The sequence below is a fragment of the Exiguobacterium sp. UBA1053 genome, from assembly GCF_002316465.1.
Classification (GTDB): domain Bacteria; phylum Bacillota; class Bacilli; order Exiguobacteriales; family Exiguobacteriaceae; genus Exiguobacterium_A; species Exiguobacterium_A abrahamii.
The window spans coordinates 1,104,403-1,123,680 of the sequence record NZ_DCDO01000013.1 but is presented as its reverse complement, the minus strand read 5'-3'; the positions used below and the strand labels follow the sequence as shown (position 1 = coordinate 1,123,680).

Genomic DNA, 19,278 nt, shown 5'->3' with positions numbered 1-19,278 from the left:
AGTCAGAGGGGGAACAACCATGAATCCGTTCACGACCTTAATCGCCTTCATTGTAGGGTGTCTCGTCTTATATCTCGGTATCCGCGACAAAAACGGTTGGCTGATCGGTGTCGCGATGATACCGCTCGCGATCGTTGCCTATAGCGTCATCTATCTGATCATTCAGGTCAGTGCGTAGTCTTCATGGAAAACGTCTTACCCTAAGCGGTAGGACGTCTTTTTTTTCGAAAATCGTACTACAGATGAAACCAATCTAGTAAAATGTAAGTATATGACAGTATAGAGAGGTGGATGATCATGGAACACGTACATACACAAACGGATGCATTGGCAGCGCTGTACGAAGAGATGCATCAGAAGACGAAGACCGTCATGTGGGTCATGCTTGCAGCATTCTTAGCGCTCAGTAATACACTCGAGAAACCAATCTACGCGATGATCGTCCCGTTATTGTATTTTGGCTATGACATGTTACTACAACGGAAGCGGTTCGCGCTTGTCGCGGAATACACATCAAAGGATTCAGCAAGACGGCTCTATCAGGTGCATGTGTTGATTGGCATCTTACAGTACGGAGCACTCGCCGGTCTGATCGTTTGGGCAGTCGATCGCCCGAATACATCTTTCTTGATCGGTCTCGTCATCGTCGTCATTCCGTTCTACTGGCTCTGTCGAAAAACGTTAGAGTTCATCTCACGAAAGATTGATCCAACGTATATCACGGAAAAAGAAATTCACAAAGCGCGCTAAGGGAGAAGAGGCTATGCAAACGGCTCGTGAAGAACGTCTACAAAAACTTGCGCTCGCGTACCGGGATGTCGAGTGGCTCGGCACACGCTGGTACTGGAACGTGCTCTTATTCATAACAGTCGGTATCCTGATCGAGTGGACCGACATCCCCTTGTTGATTTTGACGATTCCAGCCCTTTTTCTCGGCTCTGATTTTCGCTACCAACTAAAAAAACGAAAAATTTTAGACGGCTACATCTCAAAAGCGCAGGTCCGTCGCCAATTTTTACTACGCATTGGTAGTCACGTCCTGCTGTACGCGATCTTAACGATCGTCATCACCCAGACGATCGAAGGACCGTTTTGGCAGATGCTTGTGGCAATTTTTACGATTTTAACACCGCTCTATTTCATCAGCGAATGGATCATCCGACGCGACGGAGCGCGTGATCCCGATTATATCAGTGACGGAGAAGTAGCCCGCTTCGTCAGACAGAAAGGAACATCGCAATGGAACACCTATTCGAGCGACAAGCACGTCTGAATGTAATGAAACGTCCGGTGCGTGTCGTCGCCTATTTCTTTTTGATTCCTGGACTAATTTTTGCGATACCCGCTTGGTTTGTGCCGGCGATTGCATCCGTCTTTTTCCCAATCATGCTCTTTTGTCTTTGCGCGACGGCAGTCGCTCGAGAAATCGTCCGGCTACGACTCATGAAGTCGTATTTAACAACGACTATCTATCAACAGACTGTTCAAAAAGTAGCTCGTCTGACAATCATCGGTTATGTTGTTGCGTGGCTAATTGCCGTCGTCATGCTGTCGATTCCAAGTGCCCCTGGTTATTTATTTGTCATCTTCCTCTTTTGGGTTGGGGGAGTCAGTTTCAGTGTCAATCGAATGAATTGGACAGCAAAACAAATCGATCCGGCGTACGTGACGATGGGTGAAATCGAACGTGCGTGGTGGAAACGATAAAATCAAAAAATCCGCATCAATCAGCGAAAAAGAAGCTGTTTGATGCGGATTTTTGATTATTTCTTCAACAGTAGATAAATGAAGTACGGTGCTCCAATCAAGGCGACGACAATCCCAGCCGGTACGCCGTCTGGTCCCGCGATGTTGCGTCCAATCGTATCAGCGAACGCAAGCAACCAGCCGCCGAGTAAGAGGGCAATCGGCAGAAAGAACTGATGCCGTGGTCCGACGAGGGCGCGGGCGATATGCGGCGCCATCAGACCGATGAAGGAAATTCCACCGGTGACAGAGACGGCAGCAGCGGCAAGCGCGACGGCTGTCAACAAGAGTTGGATCCGTTCTTTTTCAATCGCGACGCCAACACCGATTGCGACCGGTTCATTCAAGGCAAGCAGATTGAGCTTATTCGCCTTATAGAATGTCAGTGGAATCAAGACGAGTAACCACGGTAAGAGTGAGTAAACGAAAATCCAGTCCGTTCCCCAGATGTTACCGGCAAGCCATTTGGCGATGAAGTCGACCTTCTCGCGACGCGTCGATGAAATCAGGATGACCATGATTCCGGAGAGCGCCATCGAGAAGCCGACACCCGTTAAGATCAAGCGAATCGGTTGGAGTCCTTGGACACGGTCGTACGAGAACAGGTAGATCGCTGTCGCGGTGACGAGTGCACCGAAGAAGGCAGCGATCGGTAACAGATAGATGAATGACCCGACATCGGTCGGGAAGTACAGGAAGAACAAGGCGACGGCGACGCCAGCTCCCGTATTGATGCCGATGATACCAGGATCAGCGAGTTCATTGCGGGTGATTCCTTGGAGAATCGCACCGGATAAGGCGAGTGCCATTCCTGCCATGACGGTGATGAGCAGTCGGGGCAAGCGGAGCGAATACAGGACGAACTCCTCTTTGAATGATCCGTTTCCAAGTAACGTCGGCAGTAAACGATCATACGACAGGGAAGCAGGTCCAAGACCGATGCTGACGACGAGTGTTGCGATCAATAGTGCCAGTAACGTCCAAAACGTCAGTTGCTGGCGACGGCGTAAACGAGATTCCATCATGAGAAAGCACGCCCTCCTTTCCGAACGATCAAGAGGAAGAATGGTAGCCCGAGCATCGAGACGATTGCGATGACCGGCGTCTCATAGGGCGCGTACAGCGTCCGTCCGATCGTATCGGCAAGCAACATGAACGTCGCACCAAAGATCGCAGTCATCGGCAGGATGAACCGATAGTCCGTCCCGACGATCGCGCGGACGATATGCGGAATCATCAGCCCGATGAACGCCATGTTACCGACGAGTGCTACGGCAGCACCGGCAAGCAGGATGACGACGACGTAAAGCACCGCTTTGATCCGCTGGATGTTCTGTCCGAGTCCGAGCGCGACTTCTTCCGAAAGACTGAGGATCGTCAATTGCCGCGAGAAAATAAACGCAATCACGATTCCAATTGCGATGACCGGCGCGATGATTTGCAGTTGTCCCCATGTCGACCCGACGAGTCCCCCGGACGTCCATTGTGAGACATCTTGGGCAATCTTGAAGTAAATCCCGATCCCTTCCGCAATCGCGTACAGAAACGCTGAGATTGCGGAACCGGCAAGGACGATCCGGAGCGGAGAGAAGCCGCCTTTTTTCGAAGCGCCGATTCCAAAGACAAGTGCTGCCCCGAGTGCTGCTCCGACGAAACACGCGATCATGATCCCGAAGTAGTCAATTTTCGGAAAAAGGACGATGACGAGCGCCAGTGCCGCATTTGCTCCTGCCGTCAGACCGAGCAGACCAGGATCGGCGAGGGGATTACGTGTCATCGCCTGCATGATGGCGCCAGAGACACCGAGTGCCGCTCCAACGAGGATTGCTGCCAGTTCCCGTGGCAAGCGGATTTCTTGGACGATTTTTGCTTTTTCATTCAACGGTCCGAACGTCAAAGCGTTCCAGACTTCGCGCGTCGTCGTATCGGCGGCACCGAACGTCATCGCGATCCAGAACATCCCGAAAAAGAGGACGAGACCGAGTGTGATTTTAATGCCGAACGGAATTCGACCAGCTGACATGAATGTCGCCTCCATTTCTGATTCAGTGAGTGAGCCGCAAAAAAAGGGAGGGATCCCGCAGGTTCCCTCCCTTATTCATTATGCGCCAAGGAAACTTTTCTTGAAGAACTCGAGTTGACGTTCGAGTGTGAGCGGATCGTTGAAGTAGAACTCCTTCGAATCGACTTCGAAGACACGATCGTTTTTGACGGCTGGAATGTTCTTGAACGTATCCGTTTTCGTGAATGAGTTGTCCGCTTCCGCACTCTTACTGAAGACGAGGTAGTCGCCTGCGTATTCAGGAAGGACTTCTGGTGACAACGCGTAGTATCCGTCTTTTAATGCCATCTTCGTGACTTTATCCGGCATTTTCAATTTCATTTCCTGATAGAGAATCTCTGTTCCACGACCCCAGTTATCGCCGAAGACGTAGAGTTGTTTATCGAAGCTTTCGATGACAGACACAGTAGCATCTTCACCGATTTTTGCTTTGATGTCTTTACCGGCAGCAGCAGCGCGTGTTTTGAAGTCTTTGACCCAGTCGCGTGCTTCTTGCTCTTTATTGAGCAATTTACCGATTTCGATGTGTTGCGTCAAGTAGTCGACTTTTCCGTATGTGTACGTGACCGTCGGAGCAATCTTTTTGATTTTATCGAGGTTTTTCGTTGTCGAGTAGCCGATGATCAAGTCGGGTTCGAGTTCGATAATTTTTTCAACGTTCTCTTCCGATACTTCCGTGACATCTTTGAGCTTGTCGAACTTCGGATTCGCTTTTGACCACGAATCGACACCAACGACAGGTACGTCGAGTGCCATGACGTTGCCGGCAAAACCAGCGAGGACGACGACACGTTTTGGATTAGCCGGAACTTTAATGTCACCATTCTCCGATTTGTACGTGATCGTCTCGTTTTTCGACCCAGATGCTGCATTGTCCTTCTTCTCTGTATTGCCACACGCTGCGATGACGAGCGTGAGAATGAGTAGAACCGGTAAAAGTAGTTTCTTCATGATTCAATCTCCCTTGATTAAGTTGTAGGTGATACACATCGGCTTGTTCGTCCGCGGATCGCGTCCGATTTCAGCATCGATATGGAATACTTCTTGTAAGACGTCTTTTGCGATGACTTCCTCACACGTTCCGGCTTTGACAACTTCACCGTTTTTCATGGCGATGATATAGTCGGCGAACCGTGCCGCTTGATTCAAATCATGCAGGACCATGACGATCGTCCGTCCTTCGGTCCGGTTGAGATGTTCGAGCAGTTCGAGCACCTCGAGTTGGTGGGCGAGATCAAGATAAGTCGTCGGCTCATCGAGGAAGATGATGTCCGTCTCTTGGGCGAGTGCCATCGCAATCCAGACCCGTTGACGTTGACCACCCGACAGCGCATCGACCGGACGGTGTTTGAATGCCATCGTATCCGTTGCTTCGAGTGCCCAATCGATGATCTCGTAATCGTGTTTCGTCAAGCGTCCGAATCCTTTTTGGTACGGGAAACGACCGTATGAGACGAGCTCTGCGACCGTCAGACCACTTGCGCTTTCTGGAGTTTGTGGCAGAATAGCCATCTTCCGGGCAAGTAGCTTCGTACTTTCCTTGGCGATATCGAGACCATCGAGCAATGCACGTCCTGATTGATGAGGAATGATCCGTGTCATCGCTTTCAATAAAGTCGATTTGCCACATCCATTCGCCCCAATGATCGTCGTGATTTGTCGATCGGGAATTTGGACGGACAAGTCTTTGACGATGGGACGATCACCGTAGCCGATATTGATTTCTTCTGTTGCTAGACGTACCATACGCGACGACTCCTTCGTTGTTCTCTCCGTTTTCAATGATAATGATTATCACTATCGTCTCATTAACCATACCAGTCCTGTAAAAACGCTGTCAACATTTTTTCTTGTGTTCAAGAGATGTTCACGTTATCATGAGGTAGTGAGAATGATAATCAATCGTAATCAAAGACGAGGAGTGAGTGAGATGAGGGAACAGGAGTTGTTCGACGTAACAATCATCGGCGGAGGACCTGCAGGGTTATATTCGACGTTCTATAGTGGTCTTCGGGGCATGAAGACGAAATTGATCGAGTATCAAGCAGAACTCGGAGGAAAATTGCACGTTTATCCGGAAAAGATGATCTGGGACGTCGGCGGACAACCACCGATCACTGGTGAAAAACTCATGGCTCAACTCGTCGAACAAGGACTGACGTTCCAACCGACTGTTCAATTGAATGAAAAGATCATCTCGATCGCAAAAGACGTCTTCGGCAACTTCGTCTTAGAAGCAGAATCGGGTCGGATCCATTATTCGAAGACGGTCATCGTCGCGGTCGGCGGCGGCATCCTCAATCCACAAAAATTAAAAGTCGAGGGCGCGGAGCGCTTTGAAGTGTCGAACTTGAACTATACGGTCAAATCGATTGAACGCTTTAAAGGAAAGACCGTCATCGTCTCAGGTGGTGGGAACTCGGCCATCGACTGGGCGAACGAGCTCGAACCGGTCGCGAAAAAAGTCTACGTCACGTATCGCCGGGATTGTTTCTCGGGGCACGAGGCGCAAGTTGACCAGCTCGTCAAAAGTTCTGCGGTCTGTCTCCTCAACACGACGATTCACAAGCTGATCGCAAGTCCTGATCATCAACGGATTGCATCGGTCGAATTGATCGACTGTCAAACAGAGGAAATCGTCGAGATTCCAATTGATGAAGTCATCATCAATCACGGCTACGAGCAGGACGCGGCACTGCTTGACGCGTGTGACCTCGATATCGCACGGGTCGATGACTTCTATATCGCAGGGAACGCGGCGAGCGAGTCGAGTGTACCGGGTCTATATGCTGCCGGAGATATTCTTTCACACGACGGGAAGGTTCACTTGATCTCAGGTGCCTTCCAAGATGCAGCGAACGCTGTCAATCGGGCGAAACGCTTCATCGAACCGAAAGCGCCAAAAGTGGCGATGGTCTCGTCACACAACGAAGTCTTTAAAAAACGCAATCGGGCGTTGATTGAGGAACGCGTCAATCAACAATCTTGAATAATGTTTAAACGTCCAAAATGCTTGGAAACAAGCGGATTTTGGACGTTTTTTTGTATGAATTTCATTTTTGTACTATAACAGAACGATTTGACAACGTACTGTATTTAGGACAAAATTCTACTTATGTTCCACTACATGTAGGATACAAGTAAGATGGATGTATAAGGAGGAAGGGTATGACAACTACGAAACGTAAGCCAATTGGCCTTGCCTGGCAAATTTTAATCGGCTTGATTCTCGGGATCACAGTCGGTGGTGTATTTTATGGGAATCCCCATGTCGCGGAGTGGCTTAAGCCAATCGGTGACATCTTTATCCGGATGATGAAAATGATCGTCGTTCCGATCGTCTTCACGACGATCGTCCTCGGTGTCTCATCAGTCGGTAGTCCGAAAAGTCTCGGACGTCTTGGTGTCAAAACGCTCGGTTACTTCACGATCGTGACGATGATCGCCATCTTCACGGGGCTGTTCGCAGCCAATCTCGTTGAACCGGGTGCTGGTATTAACATGTCGACACTTGATAAAACGGACATCTCGACGTATGTCGAAACGGAAGAGACGACACAAGATGCAGGACTCGTCGACAAAATCGTCAACATTGTTCCGACGAACATCTTGGACGCGATGGTCCGCGGTGATATGCTTGCCATCATTTTCTTCTCGGTCTTATTCGGACTCGGTGTCGGTTTTGCAGGAGAGAAGGGCCAACCGGTCGTTCGTTTCTTTGAAGGCGTCGCAGCAGCGATGTTCAACCTCGTTAACATCGTCATGAAATTCGCGCCGATCGGTGTCTTCGCCTTGATCGGTGTCACGGTCTCGACGTTCGGGATTGAATCGCTCGGTTCATTGTTTAAACTGATTGCGACGTTATACGTCACAGCGCTTCTCTTCATGGTCATCGTCTTCGGTGCCATCATGAAATGGGTTGGTATTCGGGTATCTGATTTCACGCGTATCTTTAAGGATGAGCTCTTGCTGACGTATTCGACGGCGTCGTCTGAGACGGTACTGCCACGGATCATGGAAAAACTCGAGAAGATGGGTGTTCCGAAATCAATCGTTAGCTTCGTCGTACCGACGGGTTATTCGTTTAACCTTGATGGATCTGCGCTTTATCAAGCGCTCGCAGCCTTGTTCATCGCACAGATGTACGGGATTGATCTCTCGATCGGAACACAGCTGACGCTTGTCTTCGTCTTAATGCTGACATCAAAAGGGATGGCTGCCGTTCCTGGCGTCTCATTCGTCGTTTTACTCGCAACACTCGGTACGGTCGGTATCCCGGCAGAAGGACTTGCCTTCATCGCGGGGATTGACCGAATCATGGATATGATGCGCTCGGTCGTCAACGTCACAGGAAACACGCTCGCTTCACTCGTCATCGCGAAGTGGGAAGGTGTCCTTGACGAAGACCAACTCGAGACGTTCATGTCGACAGAAGGTAAAAAAGACGACGTCCGCAGTGCGTGACTATCGTAAATACAAGGAAGGACTGAATCGTCAGTCCTTCTTTTTTTCGTCCTTGAAAATAGATTAAAGTCGATTGTTTTTAAATAAAATCCCTTATTTTTGATTATAGTTAAAATTATGTTGAATATTATTAATTATAAAGTTAATATTATTGATATAATCATAGGGGAGAGGCGATAGGATGGAAACGGTAGGAATCGTCATTGGTATTGTCACAGTCTGTATCGTACAATTTTACTTAGCACGGCGAGGAAGAGTCTGGAGCCTCATCATTCCAGCGATCATCATTGGGCTCGGAATTTACTGGTATTTCGGAACAGGACCACACTCAGCGGATCGAAAATCGGTGATTCGGATGGGAACATTTGCCGGTATATGTTTGATGATCTCAATGGCTGAGATGGGTGTCGACACGCGCCGCAAGCAACTGAAGCGTGAAAAAGAACGAATGGAGATTCAAGATTTGTAAGAGAAGTGAGGGAACACGATGGAACGACAAGACGTGCCCGCTTGGGTACTGGCACTCGAACAGGAACATCTCGAGTTCATCCGGAAGTTCGTCTTGAGCTCCGGTTCATTGAAGGATATGGCAACGGCTTATCAAGTATCCTACCCGACCGTCCGGGCGAAGTTGAACCAGTTGATCGAGCGGATTGATTCGGTGCAGCAGGAAGATGTCGAATTCGTCAACATGATCAAGAACTTGGTCTTAGATGAACGGTTGAGTCTCGATGTGGCGAAGACGATCATCGATTCCTACCGTAAAGGTCAAGCGAAAGAATAAACCAAAAAACGAGATTTCCGCATGACGGAAATCTCGTTTTTTTTATTGCTTGTCGTTCTTTTTGTCCTGTTCCTTCTTGATCATCTTCTTTGCTGCTGCGCGGAAGCGGAAGATCAAGTAGAGACGGTAGAAGTCGATTGCGGCAAACAACGTCAGGAGGATTGTCCAGAAGTTGAAGACCGTTCCCGCTTCGACCGAGTTGTTGTAGGCAAGGAACATGAAGAGAACACCGAATATGGCATAGAACACTGCCATGAAGTTCGAGCTTTGACGCATGAAAACACGACCTTTCGTAAATTAAGACATCGCGTAGATGGCGAGTACGACGATTCCGTTGTTAAAGACATGGATGGCGATCGGAGCAATGATCCGGCGCGTCTTGACGAAGACGAGCGAGAAGACGAAGCTCATCGCGACATAGATTAAAAATTTGTTGTCTAGGTGGATCAGTCCGAACAAGGCACCCGTCAAGATGAAGCTGAAGAAGAAACCGAGCTTCGAGGAGAGATTGCCGAACATGATGTGCCGGAACAAGAACTCTTCCATGATCGGTCCGAGCAGGACGACCATGACTTGCAGGAGTGGGATGACTTGAATCGCTTGAATGATCTGATCCGTATTTTGCGATTTCGCGACATTCTCGATCCCGCCTGCCATCCAGGCATCGATCAAGTTGACGCCGATCAAGAGCGCATAGAGGAGCACGATCCCGATCCCGATCCATTTCAACGTATCCATCGGATCGGTTTGACGTCCTTCTGCCTTCCACTTCTGCCAATCGGGACGCAGGCAGTAGTAGGAGACGATGACAGCAACCGTAAAGCCGATCGCAAGCCACCAACCGGCGACGTCAGCAATGACGTTCTTCGGAAGGAAATACTGGAACGAACCCGGAACCAATTGGACGATCAGATAGATGATGATCGGGATGACGTGACGCTTTTGCCACTTCTCCGCCATCACGAAAGGCAGACTGATTGGATTTTTCATCGTACAGGACACAACTCCTTTGTAATGAAGGTACTGTCCCGATTGTAACAAACAAACGGTCCGGGCGCACGATTGACGATGATTCAAAGGTGTCGATTTCGGGAAAACGGATAAAGGTTCAGGCTTGAATTCAGGAGAGAAAGCGTATAAGATAAAAATATGTTAGCACTCAACGAAAGTGAGTGCTAAAAAACAGTCATTTTCAAGGAGGATGTTTCGCATGTTAAAACCACTTGGTGATCGCATCGTGATCGAAGTCGTTAAAAAAGAAGAAACAACACTCGGAGGAATCGTTCTTCCTGGGTCAGCGAAAGAAAAACCACAAGAGGGTAAAGTCGTCGCTGTCGGTACAGGCCGTGTGACAGAGCAAGGCGTACGTGTACCACTTGAAGTGAGTGTCGGAGATCACGTCATCTATGCACAATATGCCGGTTCGGAAGTCAAAGTCGACGGCAATGAATACTTAATTTTACGCGAAAGCGATATTTTGGCAGTAGCCGAGTAATCCAGTCAATCATCTATAAGGGGGATTTCAGTCATGGCAAAAGAGATTTTATTCAGTGAAGAAGCACGTCGGGCAATGCTCCGCGGGGTCGATGCATTAGCGGATGCAGTCAAAGTCACGATCGGACCAAAAGGACGTAACGTCGTCCTCGAGCGGAAGTTCGGTTCACCACTCATCACGAATGATGGTGTGACAATCGCGAAAGAAATCGAACTCGAAGATCACTTCGAGAACATGGGCGCAAAACTCGTCGCAGAAGTTGCCTCAAAAACGAACGAGATCGCAGGGGATGGTACGACAACAGCGACAGTCCTCGCTCAAGCGATGATTCGCGAAGGGCTCAAAAACGTCACAGCGGGCGCAAACCCGATGGTCATCCGTAAAGGAATCGAAAAAGCGGTGCGTCGCGCCGTCGAAGAGTTGCACACGATTGCTAAACCGATTGAAGGTAAAGAAGCAATCGCCCAAGTCGCAGCAATCTCAGCAGCGGACGAAGAAGTCGGTCAATTGATTGCAGAAGCGATGGAACGTGTCGGTCAAGATGGTGTCATCACGATCGAAGAATCACGTGGCTTCACGACAGAACTCGACGTCGTCGAAGGGATGCAGTTCGACCGTGGTTACGCGTCACCATACATGATCACAGATTCAGATAAGATGGAAGCGGTCCTTGAGAACCCGTATATCCTCGTCACGGACAAAAAGATCTCGAACATCCAAGAGATTCTTCCAGTCCTCGAGCAAGTCGTTCAACAAAACAAACCACTCCTCATTATCGCAGAAGACGTTGAAGGTGAAGCACTTGCGACACTCGTCGTCAACAAGCTCCGTGGTACGTTCAACGCGGTAGCAGTCAAAGCACCAGGCTTTGGTGACCGTCGTAAAGCGATGCTTGAGGATATCTCAATCGTCACAGGCGCAGAATTGATCACAGAAGACCTCGGTCTTGATCTGAAAGAAACACAAATCACGCAACTCGGTCGCGCGTCGAAAGTCGTCGTCTCAAAAGACAACACGACAATCGTCGAAGGTCACGGACACGGGGATTCGATCGAAGCACGTGTCGGTACGATCCGTGCGCAAATCGAAGAAACGACAAGTGACTTCGATCGTGAGAAATTACAAGAGCGTCTTGCGAAACTCGCAGGCGGCGTAGCAGTCGTCAAAGTCGGGGCAGCAACGGAGACAGAACTCAAAGAACGTAAGCTTCGGATCGAAGATGCTCTTAACGCGACACGCGCAGCGGTTGAAGAAGGCATCGTAGCAGGAGGGGGAACAGCCCTCATTCACGTCACGAAAGCCGTCGAATCGATTCTGTCGGTCTCAACAGGCGACGAAGCGACAGGCGTCAACATCGTTCTTCGCGCACTCGAAGCACCACTTCGTCAAATTGCGGAAAACGCAGGTCAAGAAGGTTCAGTCATCGTCGAGCGTCTCAAGCATGAAGCGCCAGGAATGGGCTACAATGCGGCAACAGATGAGTATGTCGACATGATCGAGACAGGAATCGTCGATCCAGCGAAAGTAACGCGTTCAGCACTTCAAAACGCGGCGTCGGTTTCAGCGATGTTCTTGACGACAGAAGCTGTCATCGCCGATAAACCAGAACCAGCCGGATCTGCTCCTGCAATGCCTGATATGGGCGGCATGGGTGGAATGGGCGGAATGATGTAAGACATTTCATCTATAAGTACCGAATCCTAGTAAGTAGGGTTCGGTACTTTTTGTTTGCGATAGTATACTTAATAGTTGAAAGAATTACATAAACAGTACTCGTCATTTTAGAAATAAAGATAACGAGAGAGGAGACGTCAAGTGAATGAAATTTTAAAAGGTATAGTAACATCGGGTACGCTCATAGTCGCAATCGGCGCTCAAAATGCGTTCGTTCTTAAACAGGGTTTAATGAAAAACAATATTTTTTGGGTAGCGCTAGTATGTTTCTTATGCGATGTGTTATTGATGTGTACGGGCGTACTGGGAGTTGGTACCGTCATTAAGAATAATACGTTTGCAAATGTTGGTCTTGCGATTGTCGGAGGACTATTTCTTCTCTTGTATGGATTTAAATCTTTTCGTAGTGCATTTTCGTCATCACATACAATGGATGTTTCAACAGATTCTAAAATCATGCCCATTCACAAAACGATCTTACTCACATTAGCAATCACACTTTTAAATCCACATGTCTACTTAGATACGGTGGTCGTCATCGGTGGTATTGCTGGGACTTTGACGTTTGATCAAAAAGTCAATTTCTTAATCGGAGCCTTGATTGCCTCATTTGTCTGGTTTTTTGGATTAGGATATGGATCGAGATGGCTCATTCCTGTGTTTAAACAACCAAAAGCGTGGAAAGTATTAGATTTTGGAATAGGATGCTTAATGTTCTGGCTATCGTATCAATTAATTCAGTTTGCTTTAGAACAAAGTTAAAAAGATATTTAAAGGGTTAAGGAGCAACTACAAGATATGAAGGACGATGAGATTTTATATTTAGTTGAACAGATGTCTGATGAAGAATACCTCTATCATGAAGAAGTGAAGTGCTATACGAACGAAGGCTCACCATCCGACTTGGCTTATGAAAGAGTCCATCATTTTAGGGACGCGAATATGCTTCCGATATTGAAAACTTTACTCGACAAAGTGAAACAAGCAGAACAAAAAAAACATCTTTATTTTATGATTGGAACGATTGGTGTGAATTCGGGAGATGTTCGTGCAGGGATGTTATTGCTTGAAAAACTGGAGCAAGAGACAAAGCCGAGTCTTCTCGAAAGCATTTTGGAAGAACTAGCAAAACAACAATGCATTCCTGATACAGAACGAATTGTGAAATATATAGACGATTCTCGGTCGTCTGTTCGAGAAGCTGCGATTCGAGCATTGCGAGCCTGTCGAGATGAGATAGCAGAAGATGTGCTAATTCGTTTGATTACGACATCAAGTAACTCTTTTGATATCATGAGTGCTAATTTTGTTTTAGCCACGATTGGAACAGAACGAGCCGTTCCTTATCTGATTCCTTTATTGGATCATTCTCGAGGAGACGTGAGGCATTCGGCTCTAGCTGCGCTAAGTGAACTTGGAAATGGATCAGATCTTTCAATATTTTTGCATGGACTAAAAGATCGATCCGGCACGGTGAGAGAGTATGCGTTAGTCGCAATCGAGCGACATGGTGATGAAGTAGCGATTGAACCGGTGATCAAACGTGTACAAACATTATTGAAGCGAACGCGACAAATACAAACAGATGAAGTCCTAATCGCTCTTCGATTTTTATATCGATATCAGCATTCCCATCACGCGATTCCTAAACTATTTCATTGGATCATTCAAACAAAAAGAGAAGTCTTGTTCGACGAAGAATGGCAATGGCTTGAAGACCATTTTACTTGCTATTGATGGACTCGTAGAAGCATAGAGAGAGCTGGTGATAAACAAACAAGCCTAACTTCTCACTGGACGTGAAGAAAGTCAGGCTTGTTTATTTTTACGAAAATGAGACACGATGTCATTATTTCAGCTCATTCTCTTCAATAATCTTATCCGACAGCTTTAACTGCTCACTCACATCCTTTACCTGATTGCGACAAAACTTGATCTCGACTTTTTTTTCCGTTGAGACGTCATAACAGGTGCCTTCACCGGATGCTTTCGTCAAATCCGCTTCATAATAATAGTCCTTGTAGCGGAACAAACCATCGCGGAAGCCAGTCAGATTCGGTTTGTCGTCGACGAGTGATTGTCCCATCATATAGGACGTTTTGAGATTCAATAAGTCAATGATCGTTGGTGCGATATCGATCTGTCCGCCATTTTCTTTCATGACCCGACCGGTTTGCTGGTCGGGTTTTTTGATGAAGAGCGGGATGCGGCGCTCGAGTTCAAAAGCAGCAACCGGAGACGAGACATCCGCTTTTTTGCGCATCTCGCTTCCTTCATTGACGAGTCCACTATCGTGATCACCATAAAAGATGACGAGGGACTGGTCCCAGAGATCCCGTTGTTTCAACTCGTCGATCATCTTTCCGACACCGGTATCGACGTAATGGACAGTCTGGTAATACCGTTTCAACATCGGATCCTTATATCCGGACAAATCAAGCGTCTGATCTTCCTTGTCGATCTCATACGGTGTATGACTCGTCAGCGCGACTAAAAACGAGAAGAACGGTTCTTGTAACGTCTCCATATGATCAATCGATTCGAGGAAGAACTGTTGATCGTTCAGTGCCATGCCGATTTTCTTCTCTTTTGAATAATCCTTTTGGCTGAAAAAGTGCTTAAAACCGATATTCTGATAGACATCGTCACGATTCCAGAAGCCTTTTTCGTAGGCATGCATCGCTGCCGTATCGTACCCGTTTTTCTCAAGTAATGCAGGGAGCGGCTCGAATTCATTCGTCGGATATTGCGTATAGACAGAGCCTGATTTCAATGGATAAAGTGAGGTGTTCGTGATGAACTCAGCGTCCGAAGTTCGTCCTTCATGCGTCTGGTGATAGAGCGACGAGAAGTAGAGCGATTCCTTCTTCAATTGATTTAGGTTCGGCGTCACTTCTTCACCGTTGATGGTTTGGTCGATGACTGAACCCTGGAATGACTCGAGCTGTACCAAAATGATATTCGGTGTCTGCTTCGGACCTGTTGGATTCGTCTGTTGCTTTTGATTGATGCGCTGTTGCTCCTGTGCCGTCAGTCTGTCGCCGGGTCGTCCGGTCACGCCTTTGAACACATCCCACCCGTGATAGCCCCAAAAGCCAAACAGGTAGTAGTCACGCATATCGGAGATCGTTGCCGTCGGTTGACGATCTTCCGTTAGCGTCCGGTACGTCAGCAGTGAGGCAGACAAGACGATGCCACTGATTGCGAGTAGTCGGGCTGTCCGGCGGCGTGTTTGCGTCGTCGTCACCTCCGGTCGTTTGCGGAAAATAAAGAGCAGTAGTACGAAAATCAAACTATCGGCAAACAAGAGGAAGTCTTGCGGTACGATCAAGGCGGTGAAGCCGCTACTGACGTCACTCATCTGCGTCATCTGTGAAAGGAGTGAGACGGAGAGGAAGTCCTCGAAGTAACGGTAGTACCACATGTCGGAAGCCAGTAGAAAACTGTGCGCGAGCAGTAGGCCGAGCCAGACCCAGCGGCGTTTATTCCACGGAATCAGTAACGTCCAGCTCGACAGGATCAGCATCCCGGCCAGGTTCATGAGTGTTAAATGGAGCGAAAGATCGGTCTTTGTAAAGTAACTAAACAGCATGAACTTCAGCATGCCGAGTAATAGATAAAGGGTGTAGCGAATCGCCATGGTCAGTACTCCTTACGTGTGTCGTCACACGTTCTTTACCCTAAACGTTTGATGGTGGAACGCCCAGATGTGGACAGACATGTTCGCTCGTTCCATGATGTAGTCGAAAAATTGGTCTATATTTCCTCTTGAATTCAAACAATTGACGTTAATTTGCGCAGAAAGCGGGAATAGAAAGCGTGTACGTCCATCGTCCGTCACTGTCTTTTAAAAAAGGAGCGAAGTCATGTCAAACGTGAAACTAGCGGTCATCTATTACAGCGCAACCGGAACGAACCATCAACTTGCCTCATGGGCAAAAGAAGCGGGAGAAGCGGCAGGGGCGGAAGTCCGTCTTGCGAAAATCAAGGAGACAGCCCCAGCAGAAGCGATTGCTTCGAACCCATTGTGGCAAAAGCATGCGGATGCCACACGTGATATCGAAGAAGCGACACCGGATCTACTCGACTGGGCAGATGCGATCATCTTTAGCGTCCCGACACGTTACGGTCATGTCCCAGGACAATTCCAACAGTTCCTCGACACGACAGGCGGACTGTGGGCACAAGGCAAACTCGTCAATAAAGTAGTCAGTGCGATGTCGTCGGCACAGAATCCGCATGGCGGTCAGGAAGCGACAGTTCTCGCAGTTTATACGACGATGTTCCACTGGGGTGCGATCGTTGCAGCACCAGGTTATTCAGATCCTGTCTTGTTCGCAGCGGGCGGAAATCCATATGGTACATCGGTCACTGTCGACCAAGACGGCAACATGGTCGAATCCGTCGAACCAGCCGTGCGCCATCAAGCGAAACGGACGGTTGAAGTGGCAAGCCGTCTCAACTCATAACATTACCTAATTCAAAAAGCGCCGGAATGCGTATTCGCATTCTGGCGCTTTTTCGTATGCATCATGTATGTTGTGTCAGTGGAAGTTCGACCGTAAACGTCGAGCCTTGTCCTTCGACCGATTCGACATGGATTTCTCCCTCATGTCCACGCGCAATTTCGCGACAAATCGAGAGCCCAAGACCAGTACCGCCGATTTGACGAGTGTCCGAATTGTCGACACGATAGAATTTTTGGAACAAGTTACTCATCGCAGAAGCAGGAATCCCGATACCCTCATCTTGAATCGCGACGGTGACACGTGACGCGTGTCGCGTCAGTTGGATATCGATCGTTCCACCAGCTGGTGAGTATTTGATCGCATTGTTGATCAGGTTACTGAACAATTGACGAATCTTCTTCGCATCCCCTTCGACGATCAGCGGTTCGACGTTTCGGAATATTTCAATCGCGTGGGAAGAAGACGACAGGCTATGCAACTGTTTCAAATCACGAATCATCGCGACGATATCGAACGGTGCCATCTCATATTCCTGACGGTTTGCTTCCATCCGTTGCAGGTCGAGGAAGTCATTGATCAACAGCGAGAGGCGTTCTGTTTCCGAATGGACCGCTTCGAGATACTTCTTCTGTCGTTTCGGTGGCAGGTCACGCTGAATCATCAGCTCAGTAAAGCCATAGATCGACGAGAGTGGTGTACGCAGTTCGTGTGAGATCGTCGAGACGAGTTCGTTTTTGATCCGGTCAATCTCGACTTCATTCGTCACGTCACGTAAGACGAGTAGAATCCCGCGGAACTGTCCACCATAATGAATGCTCTCGGAGTACGTCTTGATGAAGCGTCGCTCGTGATCGATCGAGAAGGTGATTCCTTCACCGATTTCTCGTTTCACGAACGTCTTTTTCAAGTAACGTTCGAATTCCGGTAGTTGGTCGACGCGATGCTTGAGTTGGACGACGGACGGAGTGATGTTCATCAGTCCGTTTTCATCGATACTGTCATCAACCGGATGGTCAAACAGATCGAGCAATGGTCGGTTGATCAATTGAATATCGCCTTCGGGTTCGATATAGACGATCGATTCACGGATCGAGTTCAACAGTCGCGCCGTTTTTTCCCGTTCGCGTTCAATCTCGTCGAACGTCCGCATCCGTAAGAGTGATAACGCTAGCTGACGCGCGAAGGCAGCGAGTTCTTCCTGCTCGTAACGATCAAACCGATCCTGATCGCGGGACAAGAAGATATAGGCGATGATCTCATTTTGACTCGGATCAAGAACCGGTGTGACGGCGCGTGCGACTTCGTCCTCGAACTGTGTATGCGGTCGTTTATCTTGTCGCGACTCACGCAATAACGGCTCAATCGTTGGCATCCAATCCTCGACTGTGAGCGGTGTCTGTGGATAAAAGACGATATCGATGACTTTTGTTCCTTCTTTAAAAATCAGTGCGCCTTGATCAGACTGCGTGATCTCAACCATCTTTTGGATGACAGAAGGATAAGCACTGATGCTATCGCGCGACGCCAGTGTTTCGGTCAATTGGTTCCGTAGGCGTAAATGAGATTCGTTCCGTTGCGTCAGTTTCAACGCATCTGCGAGATTAACGTTCGTTGACATCAATTGGTGTTTATTTTCAATCAAGGCTGTCGCCATCTGATGGAACGATTTACTCAATTCACCGATCTCGTCAGCACGGTTGAGCGGAATCAACGGTAACGTATGCTCACCACTTGCAAGGAGCTTGCTCTCCTTGCTGAGAAGGTGGATTTGTCGCGTCGTCCGTTCGATGAACGGGCGGACGATCAGCAAGATAACAAGGAACAATACGAGCAGATTGACGAGCCAAATCCACTCAGCATACTTTGTCTGGGTGACAAGTTGTTCTTTTGCACCGAGTTCTTTCGCGCGAAGACTACTCCGATAGTTCGTGAATGTGCTCTCCATCGTGTTGACACTTTTACGCATCGTCTCACTGTTTGAGGCATTCATCTTGAATTTCCGATTCGGATCCCGTGGTACTTGTGGCATCATCGCCTTCAGACTTGGCATCTGCAAGAAACGTTCGTCAATCTTTCCTTCTTGTTTTGCTTGGACATATTTAATTAAGCTTGGCATGACGAAATTGGTATAAGAATTATAGAGCGAACGAATATCAGACGCATAGATTTGATCCGCCTTGTAGAGACGATTTTTCTCAAACCAAGCCGTCTGTTGTTCGAGTGAGGCTTTTTTTTCATCAATCACGTCGAGCACGGCATCGTCACCGAAGACGATATAACCCCGCATCTCGTATTGAAGGGACTGCCAATCGTCCCAAAGTTTTGTCGCTCGATCTTCGCGCAAGCTGATCGCATCGAGCTCTTGTTTCGCATCCGTGACTTGGTGGTTCGTGTAAAAATAAGCAGCCAGGGAAGAGATCGATAGTGTAATAAGAATGAGATAAAACGACGACATGATCTGTCGGCTGATCTTTTGATTGAACCATTTTCGCATATGGATTATGGATGCTCCTTTGTCTATGTGAGTCAAGCGTCGATTAGATGTATTACGTTGGAATATTTGTTACCGTAATCGTACATTTTT

Annotated in this window: 21 protein-coding genes; 13 read left to right on the top strand and 8 right to left on the bottom strand. The window is 48.1% G+C overall.

The genetic code is table 11. From position 1 onward, the window contains the following. Positions 1-19: 19 nt before the first annotated feature. From B3G15_RS13340 to B3G15_RS13325, 4 genes are all read left to right on the top strand, one after another. Positions 20-178: a hypothetical protein gene (locus tag B3G15_RS13340; protein ID WP_014971497.1), complete on the top strand. Its 159-nt coding sequence runs from the start codon at positions 20-22 to the stop codon at positions 176-178. A gap of 119 nt (positions 179-297) precedes the next feature. Then, complete coding sequence (locus tag B3G15_RS13335) at positions 298-750, top strand: hypothetical protein (protein WP_290721725.1); 453 nt, start codon at positions 298-300, stop codon at positions 748-750. 13 nt (positions 751-763) lie between these two features. After that, positions 764-1,273: a hypothetical protein gene (locus B3G15_RS13330; protein ID WP_290721724.1), complete on the top strand. Its 510-nt coding sequence runs from the start codon at positions 764-766 to the stop codon at positions 1,271-1,273. Further along, positions 1,240-1,707 (top strand): hypothetical protein, encoded by a 468-nt coding sequence (locus tag B3G15_RS13325; RefSeq protein ID WP_290721722.1) that lies wholly within the window; start codon positions 1,240-1,242, stop codon positions 1,705-1,707. The genes B3G15_RS13330 and B3G15_RS13325 overlap by 34 nt, the downstream gene beginning before the upstream one ends. A gap of 56 nt (positions 1,708-1,763) precedes the next feature. Here B3G15_RS13325 and B3G15_RS13320 read toward each other — a convergent pair whose 3' ends face one another. The 4 genes from B3G15_RS13320 to B3G15_RS13305 form a co-directional block, all read right to left on the bottom strand. Continuing rightward, a complete protein-coding gene (locus B3G15_RS13320) occupies positions 1,764-2,771 on the bottom strand; it encodes a FecCD family ABC transporter permease (RefSeq protein WP_023469597.1) in 1,008 nt (335 codons plus the stop codon). Beyond that, on the bottom strand, positions 2,768-3,769 hold the full coding sequence (locus B3G15_RS13315) for a FecCD family ABC transporter permease (RefSeq protein ID WP_214728435.1): 1,002 nt from the start codon (positions 3,767-3,769) through the stop codon (positions 2,768-2,770). The genes B3G15_RS13320 and B3G15_RS13315 overlap by 4 nt, the downstream gene beginning before the upstream one ends. Positions 3,770-3,847: 78 nt before the next feature. Further along, positions 3,848-4,759, bottom strand: coding sequence for an iron-hydroxamate ABC transporter substrate-binding protein (locus B3G15_RS13310; protein ID WP_223040965.1), 912 nt, complete (start codon positions 4,757-4,759; stop codon positions 3,848-3,850). A 3-nt stretch (positions 4,760-4,762) separates the two neighbouring features. Then, entirely contained in the window at positions 4,763-5,554 is a 792-nt protein-coding gene (locus B3G15_RS13305; RefSeq protein ID WP_023469594.1) for an ABC transporter ATP-binding protein, read from the bottom strand. A gap of 184 nt (positions 5,555-5,738) precedes the next feature. On the opposite strand from B3G15_RS13305, the gene B3G15_RS13300 reads away from it, so the two are divergent. From B3G15_RS13300 to B3G15_RS13285, 4 genes are all read left to right on the top strand, one after another. After that, the gene (locus B3G15_RS13300; protein ID WP_290721718.1) at positions 5,739-6,797 is read left to right on the top strand and encodes an NAD(P)/FAD-dependent oxidoreductase; all 1,059 of its coding nucleotides are present in this window, start codon (positions 5,739-5,741) and stop codon (positions 6,795-6,797) included. Positions 6,798-6,976: 179 nt separating this feature from the next. Then, positions 6,977-8,272 carry a cation:dicarboxylate symporter family transporter gene (locus B3G15_RS13295; protein ID WP_047394356.1) on the top strand — a complete coding sequence of 432 codons (1,296 nt, stop codon included), beginning with the start codon at positions 6,977-6,979 and terminating at the stop codon, positions 8,270-8,272. A 181-nt stretch (positions 8,273-8,453) separates the two neighbouring features. Further along, positions 8,454-8,741: a hypothetical protein gene (locus B3G15_RS13290; RefSeq protein ID WP_214724223.1), complete on the top strand. Its 288-nt coding sequence runs from the start codon at positions 8,454-8,456 to the stop codon at positions 8,739-8,741. 18 nt (positions 8,742-8,759) lie between these two features. Beyond that, positions 8,760-9,056, top strand: coding sequence for a DUF2089 family protein (locus B3G15_RS13285; protein ID WP_023469590.1), 297 nt, complete (start codon positions 8,760-8,762; stop codon positions 9,054-9,056). Between the two features lie 42 nt (positions 9,057-9,098). Here B3G15_RS13285 and B3G15_RS13280 read toward each other — a convergent pair whose 3' ends face one another. Next, a complete protein-coding gene (locus tag B3G15_RS13280) occupies positions 9,099-9,332 on the bottom strand; it encodes a DUF4305 domain-containing protein (RefSeq protein WP_050678863.1) in 234 nt (77 codons plus the stop codon). A 21-nt stretch (positions 9,333-9,353) separates the two neighbouring features. Further along, positions 9,354-10,046, bottom strand: a complete 693-nt coding sequence (locus tag B3G15_RS13275; protein ID WP_133207865.1) for a CPBP family intramembrane glutamic endopeptidase — start codon at positions 10,044-10,046, stop codon at positions 9,354-9,356. Positions 10,047-10,266: 220 nt separating this feature from the next. Between B3G15_RS13275 and groES the strand changes: the two genes are divergently transcribed. From groES to B3G15_RS13255, 4 genes are all read left to right on the top strand, one after another. Then, the gene (gene groES, locus B3G15_RS13270; RefSeq protein WP_023469587.1) at positions 10,267-10,551 is read left to right on the top strand and encodes a co-chaperone GroES; all 285 of its coding nucleotides are present in this window, start codon (positions 10,267-10,269) and stop codon (positions 10,549-10,551) included. 33 nt (positions 10,552-10,584) lie between these two features. Continuing rightward, the gene (groL, locus tag B3G15_RS13265) at positions 10,585-12,225 is read left to right on the top strand and encodes a chaperonin GroEL (protein WP_029342811.1); all 1,641 of its coding nucleotides are present in this window, start codon (positions 10,585-10,587) and stop codon (positions 12,223-12,225) included. Positions 12,226-12,366: 141 nt separating this feature from the next. Then, entirely contained in the window at positions 12,367-12,987 is a 621-nt protein-coding gene (locus tag B3G15_RS13260) for a LysE/ArgO family amino acid transporter (protein WP_023469585.1), read from the top strand. Between the two features lie 36 nt (positions 12,988-13,023). Then, positions 13,024-13,962, top strand: a complete 939-nt coding sequence (locus B3G15_RS13255) for a HEAT repeat domain-containing protein (RefSeq protein WP_290721715.1) — start codon at positions 13,024-13,026, stop codon at positions 13,960-13,962. 112 nt (positions 13,963-14,074) lie between these two features. Here the strand turns inward: B3G15_RS13255 and B3G15_RS13250 are convergent, their stop codons facing one another. Continuing rightward, a complete protein-coding gene (locus tag B3G15_RS13250; protein WP_290721714.1) occupies positions 14,075-15,865 on the bottom strand; it encodes an LTA synthase family protein in 1,791 nt (596 codons plus the stop codon). A gap of 226 nt (positions 15,866-16,091) precedes the next feature. Here B3G15_RS13250 and wrbA point away from each other — a divergent pair, with 226 nt between their 5' ends. Continuing rightward, complete coding sequence (wrbA, locus tag B3G15_RS13245) at positions 16,092-16,694, top strand: NAD(P)H:quinone oxidoreductase (RefSeq protein ID WP_023469582.1); 603 nt, start codon at positions 16,092-16,094, stop codon at positions 16,692-16,694. Between the two features lie 61 nt (positions 16,695-16,755). On the opposite strand, the gene B3G15_RS13240 is transcribed toward wrbA, so the two are convergent. Next, entirely contained in the window at positions 16,756-19,188 is a 2,433-nt protein-coding gene (locus B3G15_RS13240; RefSeq protein ID WP_290721713.1) for a HAMP domain-containing sensor histidine kinase, read from the bottom strand. Between the last annotated feature and the right edge of the window lie 90 nt (positions 19,189-19,278).